The organism is Flavobacterium sp. SORGH_AS_0622 (assembly GCF_030818825.1).
Taxonomy (GTDB): Bacteria; Bacteroidota; Bacteroidia; order Flavobacteriales; family Flavobacteriaceae; genus Flavobacterium.
On the sequence record NZ_JAUTAX010000001.1, the window covers coordinates 3333292 to 3354255 of the forward strand.

General features: G+C 34.0%; 10 protein-coding genes. All 10 read right to left on the minus strand.

Annotated elements, in window-relative coordinates:
* Positions 1-16: 16 nt before the first annotated feature.
* The 10 genes from QE431_RS14075 to QE431_RS14120 all read right to left on the minus strand — a co-directional run bounded on the left by QE431_RS14075 (position 17) and on the right by QE431_RS14120 (position 20750).
* Positions 17-895 carry an inositol oxygenase family protein gene (locus QE431_RS14075; protein WP_057116332.1) on the minus strand — a complete coding sequence of 293 codons (879 nt, stop codon included), beginning with the start codon at positions 893-895 and terminating at the stop codon, positions 17-19.
* A gap of 286 nt (positions 896-1181) precedes the next feature.
* Positions 1182-5216, minus strand: a complete 4035-nt coding sequence (locus QE431_RS14080; RefSeq protein WP_307296991.1) for a two-component regulator propeller domain-containing protein — start codon at positions 5214-5216, stop codon at positions 1182-1184.
* A gap of 52 nt (positions 5217-5268) precedes the next feature.
* Positions 5269-7098, minus strand: a complete 1830-nt coding sequence (locus QE431_RS14085; protein WP_307296994.1) for a metallophosphoesterase — start codon at positions 7096-7098, stop codon at positions 5269-5271.
* A 14-nt stretch (positions 7099-7112) separates the two neighbouring features.
* A complete protein-coding gene (locus tag QE431_RS14090) occupies positions 7113-7964 on the minus strand; it encodes a DUF4861 family protein (protein WP_134140284.1) in 852 nt (283 codons plus the stop codon).
* 154 nt (positions 7965-8118) lie between these two features.
* Positions 8119-8685, minus strand: coding sequence for a hypothetical protein (locus QE431_RS14095; RefSeq protein WP_307296996.1), 567 nt, complete (start codon positions 8683-8685; stop codon positions 8119-8121).
* A gap of 13 nt (positions 8686-8698) precedes the next feature.
* A complete protein-coding gene (locus tag QE431_RS14100) occupies positions 8699-10975 on the minus strand; it encodes a GH92 family glycosyl hydrolase (RefSeq protein ID WP_082586774.1) in 2277 nt (758 codons plus the stop codon).
* A 20-nt stretch (positions 10976-10995) separates the two neighbouring features.
* Entirely contained in the window at positions 10996-13308 is a 2313-nt protein-coding gene (locus QE431_RS14105) for a GH92 family glycosyl hydrolase (RefSeq protein ID WP_307297000.1), read from the minus strand.
* Between the two features lie 348 nt (positions 13309-13656).
* On the minus strand, positions 13657-15270 hold the full coding sequence (locus QE431_RS14110; RefSeq protein WP_057116995.1) for a RagB/SusD family nutrient uptake outer membrane protein: 1614 nt from the start codon (positions 15268-15270) through the stop codon (positions 13657-13659).
* Positions 15271-15289: 19 nt separating this feature from the next.
* Positions 15290-18301 carry a TonB-dependent receptor gene (locus tag QE431_RS14115; protein WP_057116337.1) on the minus strand — a complete coding sequence of 1004 codons (3012 nt, stop codon included), beginning with the start codon at positions 18299-18301 and terminating at the stop codon, positions 15290-15292.
* 277 nt (positions 18302-18578) lie between these two features.
* A complete protein-coding gene (locus tag QE431_RS14120; protein ID WP_307297004.1) occupies positions 18579-20750 on the minus strand; it encodes an alpha-N-acetylglucosaminidase in 2172 nt (723 codons plus the stop codon).
* Positions 20751-20964 lie beyond the last annotated feature (214 nt).

Consider the following 20964-nt stretch of genomic DNA (forward strand, 5'->3'; position numbering starts at 1 on the left):
TGAAATTTTGATATTCCTAGAACTTCAATTTCTCAGGTAAATATTTAGCCACTAATTCTTTATAATATGGAAGTAGTGCTTTTACGTCTGGCTTAACAGGTGCTTTGGTATATAAATCATAGGGATTGAACTTTCTTACCCAGTCAAACATTTCGATGTCTTTTTCATTCATCAAATGAGCATAAGCATTTTCTTTATGCTGTGAATAAAACGAATGATAGCGAATCATATATAAAGCTGGATCTGGAAGATAATCTTTCATAATCTGGTACAGATATTCATCATGTCCCCAGCTCATTTTTACATTATCCAGCCCGCAGTTTTCTGTATATACACCAAATTTGGTATTGAATCTTTCGTCGGTATAATCTGGATTTTCTTTAAAAAACTCCGAATAAACAATCTTATCCGAATAAGCACAGCCAACTGGAAATGTATCGCCCACAACCGCCCACTGCGGTTCTCCAAAAAGACATAAAACTTTACCCAAATCGTGAATAAATCCTGTCAATACAAACCAATCTGGATGTCCGTCTGCTCGAATGGCTTCAGAAGTCTGTAAAAGATGTTGTGTCTGGTCTAAGTCAATATCTGGGTCGCTGTCATCTACAAGTGTATTTAAAAACTCAACAGCTTCCCAGATTGACATTTCTTTTCTATTAAACTGCAGGAAATCCTGTTCTTTACTGCATACAAAATCATAAGTCTGATAAGTATGGTTTATTCTATAAAACTCCTTAACCGTTTCTACTCTTTCCGAATCGACGTAATTTCTAAATTCTTCTTTTTGTTTTTCTGGTGTACTTTCTGAAGGATCAGGATATCGCAGCAACAAATCATCTTCCCATTCATCTAAATTATTCAACGGATTATCTGTGTCTATATGCTTTTTCATAATGCTAAAAAGTTTAAAAGTTATAAGACAAAAATAGAATTACATCTACCGTTCAAAATGGATTAATACATCAAAAACATGGATAATTTTAATTATTGTAAGATTTTTATACTTTTTTATTGACTTTTTTTAATTCCCGCATTTTAATACAGCCCACGGTTTAGACTGTGTGAGAAAGCCTGAAAAATTAGATTGTGGATTTGCAATGCGAATTTGAAAAGCGCGCCGAAAGTGGAAACCTTAGGCTATGTTTCGAAAAATAATTCGTGTAAGTAGCGGCTAAAAACTAATTGATTATTTTACTAGGCGGAAAACCAAACTGTTTTTTGAAACAACGGCTAAAATATAATGGATCATTAAAACCAACCAAATTAGTGACCTCTGAAACATTATACTTTTTAGTTTTAAGCAGTTCTGCTGATTTTTTTAAACGAATGGTTCTGATGAATTCGTTTGGTGCCAAATCAGTCAGTTCTTTAATTTTCCTATACAATTTTGAAGAACTAACTCCCAGTTTATCGCATAGAAATTCTGTGGAAAGATCTACTTCGCTTAAATTATCATTGATTAGTTTGGTAACTTTTTCCATAAATTCTTCGTCAATTGGAGAGTGAGTCAGCATGCTGATTTTTCCTTCTACTTCTCCAGAGAATTTCTGTTTAAGCTCCAGTCTTGATTTAATCATGTTTTCAATAACTGTTTTTAGCAGTAATGGCTCAAAGGGTTTAACCAAATAGCCGTCTGCACCCATGTCATACCCTTTAACTTTATCCATGTTTTCAGAAAGGGCAGTAAGCATTACCACCGGAATATGGCTAATGAACTCATCGTTTTTAAGTTGTCGGCAAAATTCCAGTCCATCCATCACGGGCATCATAACATCGGTAACGCATAAAATGGGTTTAATTTGTCTGCAGATTCTCAACCCTTCTTCACCATTTTCTGCATCATAAACTTTGTAATAATCAGACAAATAGTCAACTAGATATTTTCTAAGTTCACTGTTATCTTCAATTACCAAAATTTTCTCTTTAAGTTCTGTGTTCTGAATGATTTTCTTAGCCGCTTTTTCTGGAATAAGCATACTCAGATTATCATTTTTCAGCGCATATTCAAAAACTTCTTTATGTTCATAAGATGCTCTGTCAATTGGAATTTCAACCTTAAACGTACTTCCCTTACCTGGTGTGCTTTCTACAGAAATGGTTCCTTTATGAATTGCTACTAAAGATTTTACCAGCGACAAACCAATACCAGATCCTGTATTATTGGCTTTACTGTTTGTTGCCTGATAAAAACGTTTAAAAATTTTATCCTGACTCTTTAATGGAATTCCTATTCCGTCATCCGTTACTTCGATTACTAAAATATCTTCAACACTATCTTTCAGCATGACGTAAAAATCTACGTTTCCGTTCTTATTAGTAAACTTTAAGGCATTCGACAACAGATTGTAAAGAATTTTATCGTATTTATCATTGTCCAGCCAGCCATTTATTTCCTCATCTTCAGTAATAAAATTGAGCTTAATCTTTTTATTATAAGCCATTTCCTTAAACGAATCGAATATATTTTTCGAATAAGCAAGAATATCCGTTTGAGTTACCTTTAATTTTAATTCACCAGATTGTGCTTTTCTAAAATCTAATACTTGATTTACCAAATTCAGCAATCTGCTGGCATTTTGATAAATCAGATTGTATCTGCTTTTTTCATAATCGGTAGCATTGCTGCTTTCGTCCAAAAGCTGTTTTGCCGGACCTAGAATAAGCGTTAACGGGGTTCTTAATTCATGCGAAATATTGGTAAAGAAGCGTAACTTCTCATTGTTCAGTTTAATGTCGTGCTCCCTGTTTACTTTTTCAGTAAGCAATTCTTGCTTTAAACGAATTCGGTTTTTAATTTCTTTTCTGATGAAATAAAAAACACCAAATAAAAGTGCTAAAAACAGTAAAAAAGAAGTCGGCGTAAGCCAGAAAGGAGGCAGGATTTTTATTTTATATGAAACCGATTTACTCCAATATCCGTCACTGTTGCTTGCTCTTATTTTAAAGACATAATTTCCTGGATAAAGGTTGGTATACTGCACTATTCTAGAAGTACTGTTTGCCGTAATCCAATGTTTATCAAAACCTTCCAGCATGTATTGAAATTTATTCAGCTTTTCATTTGCAAATGAAGGAGCAGAAAACTGAATCGAAAAATTGCGGTTTTTATGGGTAAGTTCTATTTCTTTTCCATAATTCAAATCTTTTGAAAGCGGAATTTCTCCATTGATCTCCATTTCGGGAAATACTTCCTCATTTTGAATTTTAAATTCGGATATGACAGGTAACGGCGACCATTTATTTCTTTTCATTTCTGGCGGTGAAAAAGAAATAATTCCGTTTTTACCTCCAAGGAAAATATTAGAATTATTAAAGTAAAAAAAGCCGCTAGAACTAAAAACGTCTAGTCTGTTACCGCTGTTTACGTGATAGATACTAATATCTTTTAAATTAGATTTAACAAAAGCAATGTTATTATTATTGATGTTCAGCCACAAATTTCCGTTGGCATCAGATAAAATATCGGTAATCCATTTGCCTGAAAGTTCTTTTAGATTTTTTACAGGCTCAAATTGATTATTTTTCGGATTGTATAAACATAATCCAAAACGTGTTGACGCCCAGATTTTTCCTTTTGCATCTACTAAAATATCGCTGACATTTTCATCGTGCGGCACTCCTTTTTCTTTGATAAAAAGGGATGAATAGGTTTCTATTTTTCCTGAATTGATATTGTATTTTACCACTCCTGTTTCGGTGGCAAACCAAACATTGTTTTTGGCATCTCTTTCAATGGCATTAATTTGAAAGTCTGGCAAAAGTTTACTAGAAGTTTGTACTTGAAGTGTTTTAGTATTCAAAATCACTGCGCCTTCACCAAAAGAACCCACTATCATCAAATCATCTGTAATTTTTCTAAAAGCAAAAACAGGCGATTTATCAAATCCAGCTTTTATTTCTCTCGAAGAATTTGTGCCGTAATTGTAAACTAAAATATTACCATCCCAAAGACCGCAATAAAATATTTTTCCATCATCAGAATAAATACTGGCAATGTCTTTTCCGGTATTGTGCAAAGGAGTTGAGCCCTTTGTATTAGAAATAAAAAGTCCGTTGTGATAGGTTGCCACAATCACTTTTTCGTCATAAGTTTTAGCAAAACCCCTAATGCGAGGTGCCTGATTGCCAATAGAACGTGATATATCTTTATTTAAAGTGAACTGATTTTCATAAGGATCATACTTATCCAATCCATCTTCTGTTCCAATCCACAAAACTCCTGATGCATCAAAATAAAGGGCTGAAATTAAATTATCTACAAGTGAAGTGTCATCTGATAAAATAGAATAATACCATTTGTAATTTCCTTTCTGAATGTCTTCTAATTGATTACAAACCAACAATCCTCCCAAAGTTCCTACCCAATATTTTCCGTCTGGAGCGCGGGCTACTGATAAAAAATACGGACCTAAAGCGCCTCTAATTTGTTTGTTTTCTATATATAAATTTACAAACTGGTCGGTGGCTCGATCGAGCTTGTATAATCCTTCACGGGTTCCAACAAAAATATCCGATTTGCCATCCTCGTAAATAAAATTAAGATATGGATTTTTTATGTTTGAATTTGGAACAGATAGCGTGTAATTGTTAATCTTTACTATTGCTCCTTTTGCATCCATAGTAATTTTTGCTACCGATGCTTTTTCATAACTTCCTATCCAGACATTGCCTTTTTTGTCTTCAAAAATTTCTTTTACGTAATCAAAACCTTTAAGCTTAATTTTTTCAAATCGGTTCTCTTTGAGAAAAAAAAGATATACTCCTTTTGTTTTAGTACCAACCCAGACTCTTTTAAATTTATCGACATAAACAGATCGCACCTCGTCGTCGGGCAGACTATTTGGATCTTCATTTTTATGAAAAAAAGTGGTAAAAACATGTGTATCCATTTTGAAAAGAGTCAATCCTTTTCTGGTACCAATCCATAAATGGTTGGATTGTTCATCCAGCTCCAAAGCTGTTATGTCATCGTTGTATAATTTATTCTTTCCAGGTGTAGAACTCATATAGTTTTTGAACTGGTAACCGTCAAAACGATTTAATCCTGAAAACGTTCCAAACCACATGAAACCTTTCTTATCCTGTACAATATGGCGCACCGAATTATGAGACAATCCGTTATTGTCATTATAATGCGCAAATTTTATATTCTGTGAATAAGAATGATAAAAAATGGTAAAAAACAAGACTGCTACAAGGGATTGCTGTTTCATTAAAATAAATTATAAATGCAATTTAAACTTTTTGACTTAATAAATATCAAAATTATTTAACAGATAAATTATCAATTTTGTTGTTTTTTAAATCAATTTTAAAATGATTAGAAGGCTCTCCATTCATGGTTTTCAAGAATATTTCGGCCCATAAAACGAGTTTGGGATTATTTGATTTTTTCAATTGGATGCAAACCAATTCGTATTGCTTTAATCTCTTTTTTACAATTTGTGAAACAGCCAATTCACCGGCATTTTTTAAACGGTAAAAATCGAAAATCATATCAAAACCAGTCCATGATTCAAAATCGGAAATTGACAGGGAGTTTGATTTTAAATCTTTGGCAATCTCTGATGTGTTTTTATTTATTTCTACTAAATCTTTGCCTGAAATATTTATAATTGATTTTAGAAAATCAGCTGGAAAATCTTCTGGCAGAAATCTTAAACGCACCAATTCTTTTAAATGCCAATTTGTAAATTCTTTATAATCTTCAGCTTTTAAAATTTCTTTATTCCAAATATGATCATTTTTAGTGTTTTGCAAATGAGCATATTCTTCTTCGTAAAAAGGAAATAAACTATTGAATTTATGGACTTTGCCAATGACAATTGTTTCAACTTCAAACTCAGAATCAGAATGAATGGTCAATATTTTATAAGCCGGCATATAGGCAGCTAATGAAGGTGTTTGAATATTAAACAAAGTATTCCCCTTTGCAGAAGTTCTTACTCCTGTATCGTTAATATGCATATGGCCGCCAAAATGAATCTGAATTCCAGCATCTGCAAATTGCTGTGCTACTTCTTCATCAGGAACTCTTTGTAATTGCATTTTATTGGCACCAAAAAGCTGTTTTAATTCAGGCGATGCGTTGTCATTAAAATCTACCATTGGGTAATGACTGAAAGCTATCAGTATTTTTCCTCTTTGTTTCGCTTCTGCTGAAACTTTTTTCACCCAGTTTAACAAATGGCTTTTATAAATCAGAACGTTATTGTAACCTGTATTGGCTCCTGAAAAATCTTGCGGATTATCTGGCTTTCCTGATAATTTCTCATTCGGAACATAAGCGTTGGCATCTATCGCCAAAAGCCAGATTCCCTTAATAGGTTCAACTACATAACTGGCATCTGTAAGAAACAAACTGGTATTTTTAATTACATACGTTCTTTTTTCTAAAGAAGATTCTTTTTGCGCTTCTTCAAAATTATATTGGTCATACGTATAATTTGAAAAAGGCGTTTCCCAATACAAATCTGTTTTTTTCGGAAAAAAACCAAAATCACGCATTTCGTGAATGGTTTCTTTATAGCCCCAATTTTTTATATCAGAAGTAATAATAGGTTCTAATTCACTTTTATTTTTGTTGACATTTTCTTTAGAACTGCTTATAATCTGCTCTTTTCCATCTTTACCCAGAAAATCAGTTTTTGCTGCATCTTGCGAAAATGGCCTTACAACATCATGATTTCCTGTAGTCACCCAAAAAGATAAACCATACTTTTGAGAATATTCATTAAGTATTTTTCTCAATCCGCGCACATGAACGGGTTGTCCGTCATCGCTAAAATCGCCTGGAAGCACAACTTGTTTGATACCTCTTTTTACAATATTATTCAAGGCCTCTAAAAAGGCAAAATAATTTTCATTGAAAATTCTGGTAGAATGCAGCTGAGAATTCATTGTTCTGATATTGGCATATTCGCCAGTAATCGGATTTTTGATTCCCTGATAATCGTTATCCTCAAATTTTGCAAAAATATCTTGTAAATGAACATCGGCTATAAAAGCGATTTGAACTTCTTTTTTAGAGACCTTTTGCGATTTGCAGGAATATAAAAAAAGTAATAGTACTACTATAGCCGATATTCTAAACATGTATTTTTTATGCTTTATTTTTTAATGTAAGCTTCCAATTTATCTAAAGTGTTTAATTCTGTTTCTCTTGCACTTGAAGAAATAATTGTTGTTTGTAAATTTTTCGCAGGTTTTGAGATCAATAAATATTGAGTTCCATCATCTGTACTTTTTTCATAATCTTTTGGATTATACATAATTGCTGCTCCAATCTCTACGATTTCAGCGGCAACATCTTCGGGATGCTTTCCCCAGACTGCGATATAATTTGTTCCTTTTTTAGTTCCAAAATCTTTGAAATAATTAATTCCTGTAGCAAACTGCACTTTTTCTCCGCTTAAAGAAACTGCTTCAACCTTAGCCTCTCTTTTACCAGAAAACACTGTAACACGAACTAAGATGTCTACTTTTTTTCCTTTGTATGGCACCCCTCTAGAAATCATTTCCATCCACGAAGTAGTATCTGTTTTTCCTACACGTGCTAAACGATTTGTTACTGGATTTAAAGGCACAACTTTTTCGCCGTCCCAAAGTTTTACACCTCCCAAACCAACAGTTGATGCTACTTTATAATAATCAGCTCCCCATCCTTCTTTTTGCTGCTGCGGTGTTGGGTACCAATTTGCTTTTCTTAACTCTAAACCTGGTTTAGCTTTAGAATAAACATCAATCGCTACTTTATCGCTAAAATAAATTCTTAAAGCCATCCATTCATTTTCAACAGCTGGACCGTGATGTCCAATGGTTTTATATAAATCTCCTGTTTCTGAGCCAATATCTGTCAAATAAGTAATTTTATCAGACTTCATATACAAACTGGTGTCTGTATTATTCTGTCCAAAACAAATGCAGCAAAAAAGTAAAGTGATGATGACTGATAATCTCATAATTTCAATTATTTATAGTTTAAAATTTAATTCTCGTAAATTTAAACTAAGATTTCAATACTTTCACTATTACGCAAACGATTTCTCAATAAATACTCATTTTGTGATAAAAAAAGAGCAGCACTACAAAACAACAGGAGGGAAAATATTTTCTTTACTTATCATCTACTTTCACCAAAACAAAATTTATCCCTAACGGGTTTTTAATTATTTTACAGATTAAAGGATATTCAGGATTTTTTACGATCCACATTTCGGTTTCATCAATTTGCGCGATTACGTGCAAAGCATCGACTATTTTTCCATCAATAGAAACAGGATTTTTATCTTCGCTTTTGTCTAAAACATAAGTTGTGTTATTATAAACGAATGAACTACTTTTTATTAGATCTTGATATGCCGATCTTGAAATCATAAAAAAAGTTTCTGTTGGTTTTAAATTTAAAACTGGCTCATATTCTCCTTGGTTAAAGCTTAGGGCGTTACCTTTTTCAACAGCTTCGGGAAGCATTACAATACTACTTTTTACGCCTCTAGTTTCTAGTTTAAACGTTAGACCGCCTTTTGCTGTTTCCGCTTTAAGGGATAAAGTTCTGGTCTGTCCGTGCAATTTGCAGACATAATTCAGTTCTGTATTGTTTTTAAGTGTCGGAATGTAGGTTTGTGCTTTTCCTGTTTCATAAAATGATAAAAACAGAAATACTACTATTATTTTTTTCATCTTGTTCATCATTTTATTTTGCTGGCGGTAAAACTGTTGTTCCCCATACGGAAGGTTTTGAATCCATTTCTAAAATTAATTCTCCTCCATTATTTATATCATCGTGTAAAATCCACGCTTTATTGTACGGTTTTCCGTTTAACCAAGCAGCTTTTATGTATTTGCTTTTATCGTTCATTTTTTTAGCTGAGATTTTAAACTTTTTACCATTCTCCAATTGTATCGTTGTTTCTTTTATCAAAGGTGTATTAATAAGATAGTAAGGCTGTCCTGCATTTGGATACAATCCCATCATGTGGAAAGCTAGCCAGGAAGACATTGCCCCAGAATCATCATTGCCAGGCAGACCTTCTCTTGAGGTATTGAAATTATTTTTGATAATCGTCCTGATTCTGTCACTGCTCCTATACGGTTTCCCGATCCAGTGATATAGACATGGTGTTAAGAATGACGGCTCGTTGGCAACATTATATAAATCTGAGTTAAAAAAGGTATTCAATCTTTCTTCAAAAGCTTTTTCTCCTCCAGATTTACGAACCAGTTCTGGAACATCGTGCGGAATGCTAAATGAATATTCCCATGAATTTCCTTCGTAGAAAAACACACACCAATGACAGACATACCAAGGAGATTCGATAATTACTGGCGTATATTTGAAAGTAGGTTTCTGAATTTTTGATTCTCCAAAAACAACATCATCCAGCCATTTTCCATCTTTGTCTTTTGGCATAATAAAACCCTTGGCGCCATTATTTTCGTAATCCGAACGCCATAAATTCTGCCAGCTGTCTGCTTGTTTCATGTATTGATTGTACAAATCTATTTTACCTAATCCCTTAGCTACAATAGCAATATTGTAGTCATTGTATGCATAATCGATTGTTCGGTTTCCGGCGCGGTCTGTTCCGTAGGGAACGTAACCTAATTTTAGATAATCTAATAATCCGCCTCTTCCTTCTTTTTCTTCATTTCCTCCCGGCGGTACTGTCGCGTCTTTGATCATAGCCTGAAGCGCCATTTCGTAATCTATTCCTTTTAAGTTTTTGACAAAAGCATCGGCTATAACAACCTCAGCGTTAGAACCTCCTTGAGTTCTTCCGTTGTCGTTTCCGCTTCTTCCTTCTGGCAGATATCCTTCGCGTTTGTAAATGTTCAGCATCGCATTGATTATTTCAACTTTTCTTTTGCTGTCAATCAAAGTAATTAGAGGGCTCGAAGTTCTAAACGTATCCCAAATTGTATAAAAATCGTCGTAATATGATTCATCATTTGTCCATAACGGATTTTCTCCTGTCCGGTCAACTGGCATAATCATGGTATGATATAAACCTGTGTAAAACATTTTTTTATAAGCATCTGATGTATCTTCCGATAATTTAATTCGGTTTAATAATGTTTCCCATTTATTTTCTAATTCAGCTAAAACAGTATTAAAATTCCAATGTGGGATTTCTACTTCAATATTATTTTTTGCCTTTAAGTCACTTAAAAATGAGATTCCTATTTTGACATTTAGTTCTTCTTTTCCTGTGTTTCCGAAAGAAATGAGAGCTCCAGTTTTTTTTCCTGAATCAAACTGCGCTTTTTGATTGTTGTAAAATTTCCCATCTTTAAAGATTACATATTTTGCAATTGGCTGATCGAAAACTGCCCAGAAATAAACGGTATAAGCGCGTCCGTTATTCCATCCGCCTCTTATTCTGCTGTATCCTCGAACTTCGGTATCCGAAACGATTTCAATCTGCGAACCTACAAACTGCTGAGCTTCTCTGGCATCTGGAATCTTTTCTTCTCCCAGAAAAAATCCGGGATCAATTTTTAATTCTTTTGAAATGTTTTTGGGATAAGTAATACGGTAAAAAGATACTTTTTCTCCAGTGGTTATTTCTGTTTTGATTTTATTTTCTTTAAAAACAGTTTCATAATATCCGAGTTTTACATTTTCTTCTGTTCTAAAGGATGTTTGATCCATTTTATCTAAAGCTCCAGAAAATGGCATGATTTGAATATTTCCGTATTTCGGGCCTCCGCCTGTTCCGCTTACGTGTACCTGGCTGAAACCTGTAACTTCTTTTGGCATTGGAAGCCAGCCGCTGTTGGGACTTGAGGTACAATCTGGACTTGGCTTTACCATTCCGTATGGACAAGACGGACCAATGAAAACCCGCCCAACTCCTTCTGATCCTATCATCGGATCTACATATTGATGAACTGTTTGCTGTGCTTTAGCCGTACTTGCGCTAAAAATTGATATTCCTAAAAAAAAGATAAACTTGGATATTATTTTCATTGTGTATTATTTCTTTAGTTTTAAGGGTTTGGTTGAGAAGCCATCTCTAAGATCAACTCACCTCCACTGGTAATATCTTGGTGTGAAAGATTAAAATTTTGTACTTCTGTATGGTTGTATTTTATGTCTTTTATATAAACATTTTCATTGCTGTTGCTGGCTGCTTTAATTACAAATGTTTTCCCTGAATAATACTTTGGATTTAAATCTATCGAAATTTTATTAAATATTGGACTTCCTATCTGGTAAACGGCATCTTGGTCTGTTCCTCCATTCATTTGAAATAAACCCAATTTGAGCAAAACGTTTAAACTTCCCATTAATCCTTGATCTTCGTCTCCATTATATCCCGTTGAAGGTGATAATCCGCTGAAAGTTTCTTTTACTACGTTTCTTGTCCAATACTGTGTTAAATCTGGTCTTCCTAAAACCGTAAAAATATTAGAGGTCTGCATAGATGGCTGATTTCCAAAATTTACAGGAATTCTACTGAATTCTGGGTGTAATTCTGCATCGTGCGATGTACCTGAAGTATACTTTTGTTTTTTAGCGGTTTCAAATTGAGTATTCAATTTTACGACAGCTTTCTCTTTTCCTCCCATCAAAACTGCCAGACCTTCAATATCGTGCGGCACAAACCAGGTTGACTGCGCTCCATTCGATTCTATAAATCCATTTTCATATTGATACGGATCATAATTTTCTCGCCATTTTCCTTCTACATTTTTCGGACGCACCCAGCCTATTTTGCTATCAAAAATATTCTGATAGTTTTGGGCTCTTTTCATGAAATACTTATAATCTTCTTTATGATTTAATTTTTTAGCCAATTGTGCCAAAGTCCAATCTTGGTAAGCGTATTCTAAAGTCTGGCTTGCACCGTCTTCATGGCTTCCGAAATTACCTTCTGGAAGCGGATAAGGTACATATCCTTTTTGCAAATAATATTTTAATCCGCCTCCAATGTTCGTATTATGTTCATATCCTGCTTTTTCCATAATACCGCCTGGCATATGATTTTTTTTGAGTGCGGTATAAATTTCCTCTAAATCATCTTTTACAATTCCTTTTTGAATAGCGCTTACGATAAATGGTGTTGCAGAAGCTCCTGTCATGACGTAAGTATCATTTCCTCCAGAAGGTCCGCGCGGAATCATGCCTCCGTCTTTGTAATACTGCATGAGCGAATACACAAATTCTTCCATAATTTCAGGATATACAAGTCCCCAAAGATTATTTATTGTCCATTGTGCACCCCAAAAAGCATCTGAATTGTAATGATTGAATTTTGGTTTTCCATCTGCATTTACAGGCAAATGTCCCACCCTGAATTTTTCCCCTGTATTATCAGGATAGGATCCATTTGCATCACTAATCATTTTTCTCCCTTGCAGGGCATGCCAAAGATCTGTATAAAATCTTCTTTGATCGGTTTCGGTTCCGCCTTCTATTTTTATTCTTCCTAATAAATTACTCCATTCATTTCTGGAATTATCAACTGTTTTATTAAAATCCCAATTTGGTAATTCGGTTTCTATATTGTTATTGGCATTTTCAATTGAAGTGTAGGATATTCCCACTTTCATCAATAATTGTTCTTTTGTTTTATTAAAATAAACTAAATAATTTCCTGTTAGATTATCTCTTTCTATAGTCGTAATAGACTCATTGGTTCTAATTTTAAAAAATACGGTTAATGGTTTTGGACGTCTAAAATTGGTACTCAAAACTAATGATCCTGAAAGTTCATAATCATTGTTTTTTTCTAATTTCCCATTTGTATTTTCGCAAGGTCCTAAAATAGTGTTCAAATTAAAAAGAACTGCTTTTTGTGCTTTTACAGGAAAAGTATATCTATGAAAACCAACTCTTTGTGTGCTGGTTAATTCTGTAATTATTTGATAACGATCTAGTTTTAAAGAATGATATCCTGGAGTAATGATTTCGGTTTGGTGACTGAATTTGGAATAAAAGTCTTTAAAAATTGTTGGTTTATTTTCTGGTGCAATTGTTACGGGCATTACTGATACTCCTGACATTTGCCATTCGTGAATGTGGCTGAAACCTTTAATTGTATCTGTAGTATATTTATAACCGCCACCCCAATCGCCGTTAATTTCGGTATCAGGATTTAGGTTTACCATTCCAAAGGGACGACTTGCTGATGAAAAGTAAAACCATCTAGAATTTTCGGTGTCCAACAACGGATATACCATATCAGACAGCTGTTTTTTCTTTAAATTAACAGCTTTCTGAGCATTGCATGACACTAAAAAAATAAGAGTTAAACCTATTACAATGTGTCCTATTTTATAGATTTTATTTAGTTTCATTTATTCTATTTATTGGTGGGGCAAATATGGTTTAGACAGATTTTTTTGTTCGGATATAGGCTAATTGAAATTAGTAGAGATACTATTTTCTAAACAACAAAGAGTTATATTATTCTTTAAAGTATAAATTGATAGAATGGTACAAAGCTTAATCTTTCATTGACTTTCAAGATCGGCATTTGATTAAGCTTTGCATTCATTCAAAAAAATGAAAATGAAACTGAACTGGTTCTCACGAGCAACTAGAAACCAGTTTTTCTTTAGTAAAAAAGGAGAAGAATTTTTACGCTCTTCTCCTTTTCAAAATTAAAATTGGGTTACAATGCGTACTTAACTAAAACTTTATTTTTAATATCCATCGTTCTGAATCAGGGCTGGATTTAAGACCATCGCGTTGGTTGGAATTGGGAAAACACGACGATAAACATCTGTATTGGTTTTGTATCCCCATTGTCCTTCATATTTTCCAAAACGGATCATATCATTTCTATGCCAAGCTTCCCAAGCAAATTCACGGCTTCTTTCTTTGTAAAGCTCTTCTAAAGTTACACCGCTCAAGGCTGCAGATGTTGTACGGTTAGAGCGAACCATATTTACTAATGCATCTGCACTTTGTCCTAAAGTTACTGCTCCACCTCGAAGAATTGACTCTGCTTTCATTAAAAGAACATCTGAGTAACGCAAGAAAGGAACGTCGTTCTTTTGGTTACGATTTGTTGATGTTGCATCTGGATAAAATTTAATATTTCTATACCCCATATTCCAAGCAATTTCATCGTTTCCAAGATCGAATAAGGCTACACTTTGACGAAGGATAATATCTGGTGTTAAATTTACCTGATACGTGTAAGTTGCACCGCCATCAGATCCTGTATAAAATTGATCGTATCCTTTTTTAGTTGTAGTAACCATTACTGGTGTAACTCCATCATTCATATACTGGAGACCCGTAAGCCACTGTTTGTTACGAATGTCATTTGCATCATTGAAATAAGCATAAAATTCTGGCAGCGTGCTTCTTGGTGCACTTGGTGTATAAGGAAGACCAAACTTAGTTCTTTCAGAACGTGGCACATCATAACGAGCGTGATACATTTGTCCGTTATAACCAACTGTAACGGCTGCTGGATCATAAGGTACTGCAAAAATGAACTCTTTCATTTGTGGTCCGTTTGCTGGATAAAACATTTGCAAATACGTCGCTCTTGGTTCAACAGCATATAAATTAGAGTTAATTACCTCATCACAAGCTGCAATACATTCATTATAACGTTGTGTCCCTGTATAAACTTCAGCATTTAAATACAATTTAGCAAGCATTGCATTAGCAGTCTGTTTATTTGGTCTACCGTAGGTTGTAATTCCTGCTGCTGGATTTAGATTGGGAACTGCATTTTTTAATTCACTCTCAATAAAATTGAAAACCTCTTTTCTTGGTGTTTTAGCATGAGATGTAAAATCTCCATATAAGGTATCCAAAGGTACATCTCCATAACTGTCCATTAACATGAAATACGAAATAGCACGCATAGTTTTTAACTCTGAAATCAAAGTTTTTTTCTCTGCACCCTCCGGCATTGTTTGTCTTAAAATAGAAATTGCCTGATTACTTGTTCCTATCACTTTAGAAGACCAATCCCAAAGACTTCCGATAATACCATTATCAGCATTCCAATCATGATAATGCATCGAAATATAGTTTCTATTATCGAACCAGTTACCTCCTCTTGACGGCAAAATAGCTTCATCTGTAGATAAAGATTGAGACCACCACCAGGCAAATGAAAATTCACCGCGGAAAGCTGCATAAACAGGTCCAGTAGTTTGAATATATTGTGTTGAGTTTTGAGGAAATACTTCAGGTGTTAATTGTGTTGTAATAGGCACTTCTAGATCGTCACAAGACCATATTAAACCAGCTATAAGTACTGGAAGTCCTAAATATTTTAATATCTTTTTCATAATTTTTAGCATTTAATTTTTAGAAGATCACATTTAAACCAAACATATAAGTTCTGGTTTTTGGATAGAAATTATTTGAATCTACACCCGGAGCTGTTCCTCCTTGTTCTACTTCCGGATCAATTCCTGTGTATTTGGTAATAACAAATACGTTGTTTATTGTTTGGTAAATACGTACGCTTTGTATGTATTTGCCCACCTTACCAAAATTATATCCTAAAGTCATGTTGTCTAGTCTTACGTAACTGCCGTCTTCTATAAAACGGTCTGAATACTTGTAAGAGTTTAAGTCATTTGGTGATTCATTTCCTGCATCAACTAAAATATTATTGGTCATTGCGGTGCTTGGCCTGAATAAATCGGCACGAGTTGCATTGAAAATTTTATTACCAAATACTCCTCTGAAGAAAATACTTAAATCAAATTTTTTGTATTGAAAATTATTTGCCCATCCTACCAATAATTTTGGTTGTGCGCTTCCTGCATAATGATAATCTACTCCAATTTGAGGTGTAGTAGTTAAATCACCATTTTTATCATAGTATTGTGAAACTCCTGCAGCATTTTTTCCTGCATATTTCAATGTAAAGAATTGTCCTAAAGGTTTTCCTTCTTTAAAGATTTGTAATGTACTTCCTGTTTGTCCACCACCGTCTGGCTGTACACGACGAATGGAATCACCTCCAACAAAGAATGGACTGGTTAATTTTACGATTTCATTCTTATTATGTGATAAATTCAGATTAGTTGTCCAGCTGAAATTTGCTGTTTTAACTGGAGTTGTGCTTAAACTAACCTCAATACCTTTATTAGACATTGTACCACCGTTTGCAACAATTGTTCCTACTGGTACAAGTACAGGATTAACATTATAATTGAAAATCATGTCTGTTGTCTTTTTATTATATAAATCAACAGAACCTGTAACTTTTCCTTTTAAGATAGCGAAGTCAACTCCAATATTTGAAGTAGCTGTTTTTTCCCATTTCAAATCTGGGTTAGCGGCTTGGTTAGGCCCGTAAGCTCCAATTTGTTGTCCGTTATAATAGAAAGTTCCTAAACTTCCAGAAATAAATTGAGCTGTGTAAGCATTAAATCCAGAAGAGTTTCCAGTTACCCCCCAGCTTCCGCGGATTTTCAAATCACTAAAAAAGCTTTGATTCTGCATAAAACTTTCTTTGTCTAATCTCCAAGCACCACCTACAGAAGGAAAATATCCCCACTGGTTATTTGCTCCAAACATAGAGCCTCCATCTCTTCTAAGAGATCCTTGTAAAAGATATTTATCTTTATAGTTATAATTTAAACGTCCAAAATATGAGATCAAACGTGTTTTTTGATATGCTTTACTATCTCCAAAATTTACTACATACCCATTAACAGAAGTGTAATTACTTAAAGCAAGGTTATTATATCCAACATTGTCTACAGGAAAGTTTGTTGTTGTAGCTTGAAAACCATCACCTAAAGTGTTTTCTTGCCAAGAATACCCTAAAACCGCTTTTATTTTGTGCTCTCCTATTAATTTATCCCAAGTAAAGAAGCTCTCAATAATATTGTTTCTTGTTTCATAAGAATTTCTCAATGCAGAACCATTTACACCAAAATTTACCAAAGATTTTGTCAAAGGAGGATCTGGATTGTTGTAGAAGTTGGCACTATTGTATTGTGAATAATAACTGTCGTAAAATTCTCCATGAGATGCAGTTAATCTTTGATGTGCTAAATTCAAATTATAAGTAATTCCAAATGGTAGTTTTACTTCTGCAGTAAGATTCCCAACAAGGTTATCCGTTTTAGTTTCGTCAGTACCATGCTCGATTAAAGCTACTGGGTTGAAATATCCTGGGCTGACAAAATTTTCAAAATAACTTCCATCAGCATTTCTTACTGGCGACACAGGAAGATAACTTGCTGCTTGTAAAAGAACAGTATTACGCTGTGGTACATTTTGATATTTTGTACTAGAATTAGTAACATTTAAACCAAATTTAACCTTATCATCAAAAGCAAATTGTTCGACTGACAAACGAGCAATGATACGAGAAAAATCACTTTTCAACATTACTCCTTCTTTGTTAAGAGAAGTAATACTTGCGGTATAGTTTCCATGATCGCCTCCTCCGCTCATAGACAAGTTATGACTGCTTGATGCCGCACGTCCTGGTCTTAAAATTTCTTTCTGCCAGTTAGTGTTAGCGCCTTTATCATTTTCTGGAGTAAAATTCAAATTGTTTTTAGTTGTAAAAGCTCTCAGCTGATCTGCATTCATCATGTCCAGATTATTTGAAACTTCTTCCCAGCCCACATAACCATTGTATGCAATTTGTGTTCTGCCCTTACTTCCTTTTTTTGTGGTTACCATGATAACACCATTTGCCGCACGGTTACCGTAGATTGCTGTTGCAGCAGCATCTTTTAAAACGTCAATTGTAGCAATGTCATCTGGAGCGATTACAGAAATGTCGACTCCTGGAATTCCATCTATTACATAAAATGGTCCTTGAGAACTATTTAATGTTGATGCTCCACGCAAAACTACAGATGCTGTTTTAGTTGGGTCACCACTAGAGGAAATGTTCAAACCAGAAACTTTACCCTGCAAAAGCTGTCCCACGTCACTGATTGCTCCTCGGTTTAAATCTTCGGCTTTTACAGAAGTTACAGAAGTAGTAAGGTTTTTTCGAGATCCTTTTCCGTAACCTACAACTACTACTTGTTCTAAGTTAGTTGTTGTTGACTGTAATTTAACCGTATAATTTGATTTTGTCCCGTCTAATTTTACCGGTTGATCATCAAATCCCATAAAGGAAAATATAAGTGTCGCATTTTTGTTTGAAGCTGAAATTTTAAATTTCCCATCAAAATCTGTTGTTACTGTATTCGTTGTACCTTTCTCTAGTACATTGGCGGCTGGCAGTGGAATGCCTTTGTCATCTAAAACTACACCGGACACTTCTGTTTTTTGTGCCCAGGTATTAATTGAGAAGCCAAAGCAAAGGGCTAATAATAAAAGTTTAAGTTTTTCCATTGTGATATTGGTTAATTGGTTAAATAGTACTGACGAAATTAGTGCTAATGAAATGTTAAGAAATGGACAAGTTATTCATAAACATGGATAATTTCTATAAAGTCAGTGATAGTAAGGCTTGCCAAAGTTATTTTTCTAAAATTCTATAGTTAAAAACTTACTAATAAATCGTTTTCGCGAAGATTCAGTTCCTGTTTTTCATTGTTGTTTTGGTTTTGGTTATGAAGTATTGGTTATTTTTTATGTATCTACGAATTAATCGCAATTAAGTATTATTTTAATTACTTTCAGTCCATTTAATTTCCCAATTTTTGATTAATTCTCTTTCATTAGATTCATCAAATTGAGTATTGTTTACAACTGATTTTCTAAAGGCTTCTAAAAACATTTTCCATCTCGGCCAATAGAATCCTTTGTACATTCCCTGCCATGATCGGGAAGCATAATCATTCAAATGACCTTCTCCACCCCAAAGCGTAATTAGTGTTTTTGCATTTTTTACATATAATTTTGAAACCTCTGCTGAACTTCCGTAATCAGAAGCCGATTTTACCCATTGATCTAAACTATTTAATGGCTGCCCGGACATCATTTTATCAATCTCCAAAGCTTGCTTTTCTATTTTTTTAAAAAGCTGGTCTCCTTTGATAACATCTTTCTGCTGATACGCTTTTACACATTTCATTAAATCCTCATCAATACACAATGAATAATAATGTCTTGAAATATCAATTAAATCGTAATTAATAAAATTCTTTTTATCATACTTTGCAGCTTCTTTGTGAAGGATATCCAAAGCTTCTTTTAATTTTTCCTTATCTCCAGGATTTCCTTTAAATTCTGTAATTGTGGCCGTTGGGCGTTTAAATAACAAATACGCTCCAGCCCTATCATTCCACCAGCGAGTTTCCCAGTATTTCACATTATAAACAGATTCTAGTAATAATTCCCAAGCTTGAAAAATAGATTGAGTAGGTTTTTGTCCATATCTCGCATGTAAATATTTAGTCAGCCAGTCATTAAGAGGCTGCTCACCTTTAGTCCACGCAAGATCATATATGTATTCATAAACAATTGAATTATTATTTAAGCCTTCTGGCATTGCCCCATAACCCACAATATTTCCTCTATTTGGATTCTGCAGCAAACTTGTCAATTCATTTTTATAGAAATTTAAATCTCCGTATACAGGATTTGATCCTCCATAATTATGGACATAACCATAAGTCCATTGTTTACCATAAAAAGCTTCTTGATTTTCCCATACCTTATACCTGTCATTGGCATAATCCTGAACCATCAATCTGTCATTTGGAACTTTGCTTAAAAATGCGCTGGTTGCCTCTTTTGTCCAAAACTCTTTATTGTCTCCAAAAAGCCATCCCTGCATTACCCATACTGCACCAGGAGCTGCTTCATTAATAGTTTCGTAAATTGCACTTCCGTAATTAGAAAGTTCTTCGTATTTATTATGCTCAGAAACAGGAGGTTCAATTTCATTAAAAGAATCTGCTAAGTAGAAATTAGATGCGCCATACTTTTGGGTATAAATTTCAATAAAACGTTTTCCTATTTTTTTAAACAATGGATCTTTGGAATCTAATAGAAAAGTGCTTGCAAAGCCGCCTCCCGACCAAGATTTTAATTCTGTTATTTTAGCCTCAGGATGTTTTTCGGCAAAAACTTTAGGCACATAACCACTAAAAGCAGGAACAACAGGATGCATGTCTAAGGCTCTCATCCTTTCCAATATTTTCTTTTGCAGCTCTTCTTTTTTACTAAACCATTCTTTTGGCAATGGTCCTTCTAGACTATTAATATTCCCCATTCGCTGCCATGGCAGATAGGCTGGCCCTGCAAAATGAGCTTCTAACTGATTGCTGGTCAAGCCATACTCTTTCCATAGTTCCTGCCATACTGCTTCCTGACCTTCCATTGCGGTAGGAAGATTTATTCCGTGCATCGCCATCCAGTCGATTTCTTGTTCCCATCGTTTCCAATCCCACCATGGTGTCGTATAACCAAAAGTACAGGCATTTAAATATTCTCTATATTGAAATGGCGTCTCACTCTTTTTAGAATATTTTGGCCATGTCGTGGGTAAATGAATTCTATTTCCTTCCCAGCTGACTAAAACTGCACCTATATCCCTAAGAAAATTATAAGCAGCATAGCAGACAGCAGTATTATTTGATGCTTTTATTTTTACTTTATTGTTTGTTGTTTCAATTTCAAACCAATCTAATTTATTCCCTTTGTTTTCAATAATACTTAATTCGAACTCGCTGGCACGATTACCTATAAGTCTTTCAATTACCCTTTGGGCACTGTCTGTTTTTTCTTCATTTTTGCAGTATACTTTCACTACACAAAAAAACAGCAGCATAAAAAATGGTACAATTCTTTTTAAAGAACCGTGCTTTTTATTTAGAAAATTCTCTTTTTTCATATCAATCACATATTTATTAAATTGTCTTAAAACATTTCTAAAACATAAATAAGGGAGATTAACTATTTAATCTCCCCACAAAACAAACCAAACAAAAATCTATTACTAATAATTAACAATTCTTATTTAATAAAATTTAGAGCAAAATAATGGGCTCTGAACTGGAAAATAAAATTATGTATAAGACTATCAGAAAAGATGGATTCATCAATCA

Coding starts and splice junctions, on each gene's coding strand:
- QE431_RS14075 (WP_057116332.1), bottom strand. CDS start 895: ATGAAAAAGCATATAGACACAGATAATCCGTTGAATAATTTAGATGAA.
- QE431_RS14080 (WP_307296991.1), bottom strand. CDS start 5,216: ATGAAACAGCAATCCCTTGTAGCAGTCTTGTTTTTTACCATTTTTTAT.
- QE431_RS14085 (WP_307296994.1), bottom strand. CDS start 7,098: ATGTTTAGAATATCGGCTATAGTAGTACTATTACTTTTTTTATATTCC.
- QE431_RS14090 (WP_134140284.1), bottom strand. CDS start 7,964: ATGAGATTATCAGTCATCATCACTTTACTTTTTTGCTGCATTTGTTTT.
- QE431_RS14095 (WP_307296996.1), bottom strand. CDS start 8,685: ATGAAAAAAATAATAGTAGTATTTCTGTTTTTATCATTTTATGAAACA.
- QE431_RS14100 (WP_082586774.1), bottom strand. CDS start 10,975: ATGAAAATAATATCCAAGTTTATCTTTTTTTTAGGAATATCAATTTTT.
- QE431_RS14105 (WP_307297000.1), bottom strand. CDS start 13,308: ATGAAACTAAATAAAATCTATAAAATAGGACACATTGTAATAGGTTTA.
- QE431_RS14110 (WP_057116995.1), bottom strand. CDS start 15,270: ATGAAAAAGATATTAAAATATTTAGGACTTCCAGTACTTATAGCTGGT.
- QE431_RS14115 (WP_057116337.1), bottom strand. CDS start 18,301: ATGGAAAAACTTAAACTTTTATTATTAGCCCTTTGCTTTGGCTTCTCA.
- QE431_RS14120 (WP_307297004.1), bottom strand. CDS start 20,750: ATGAAAAAAGAGAATTTTCTAAATAAAAAGCACGGTTCTTTAAAAAGA.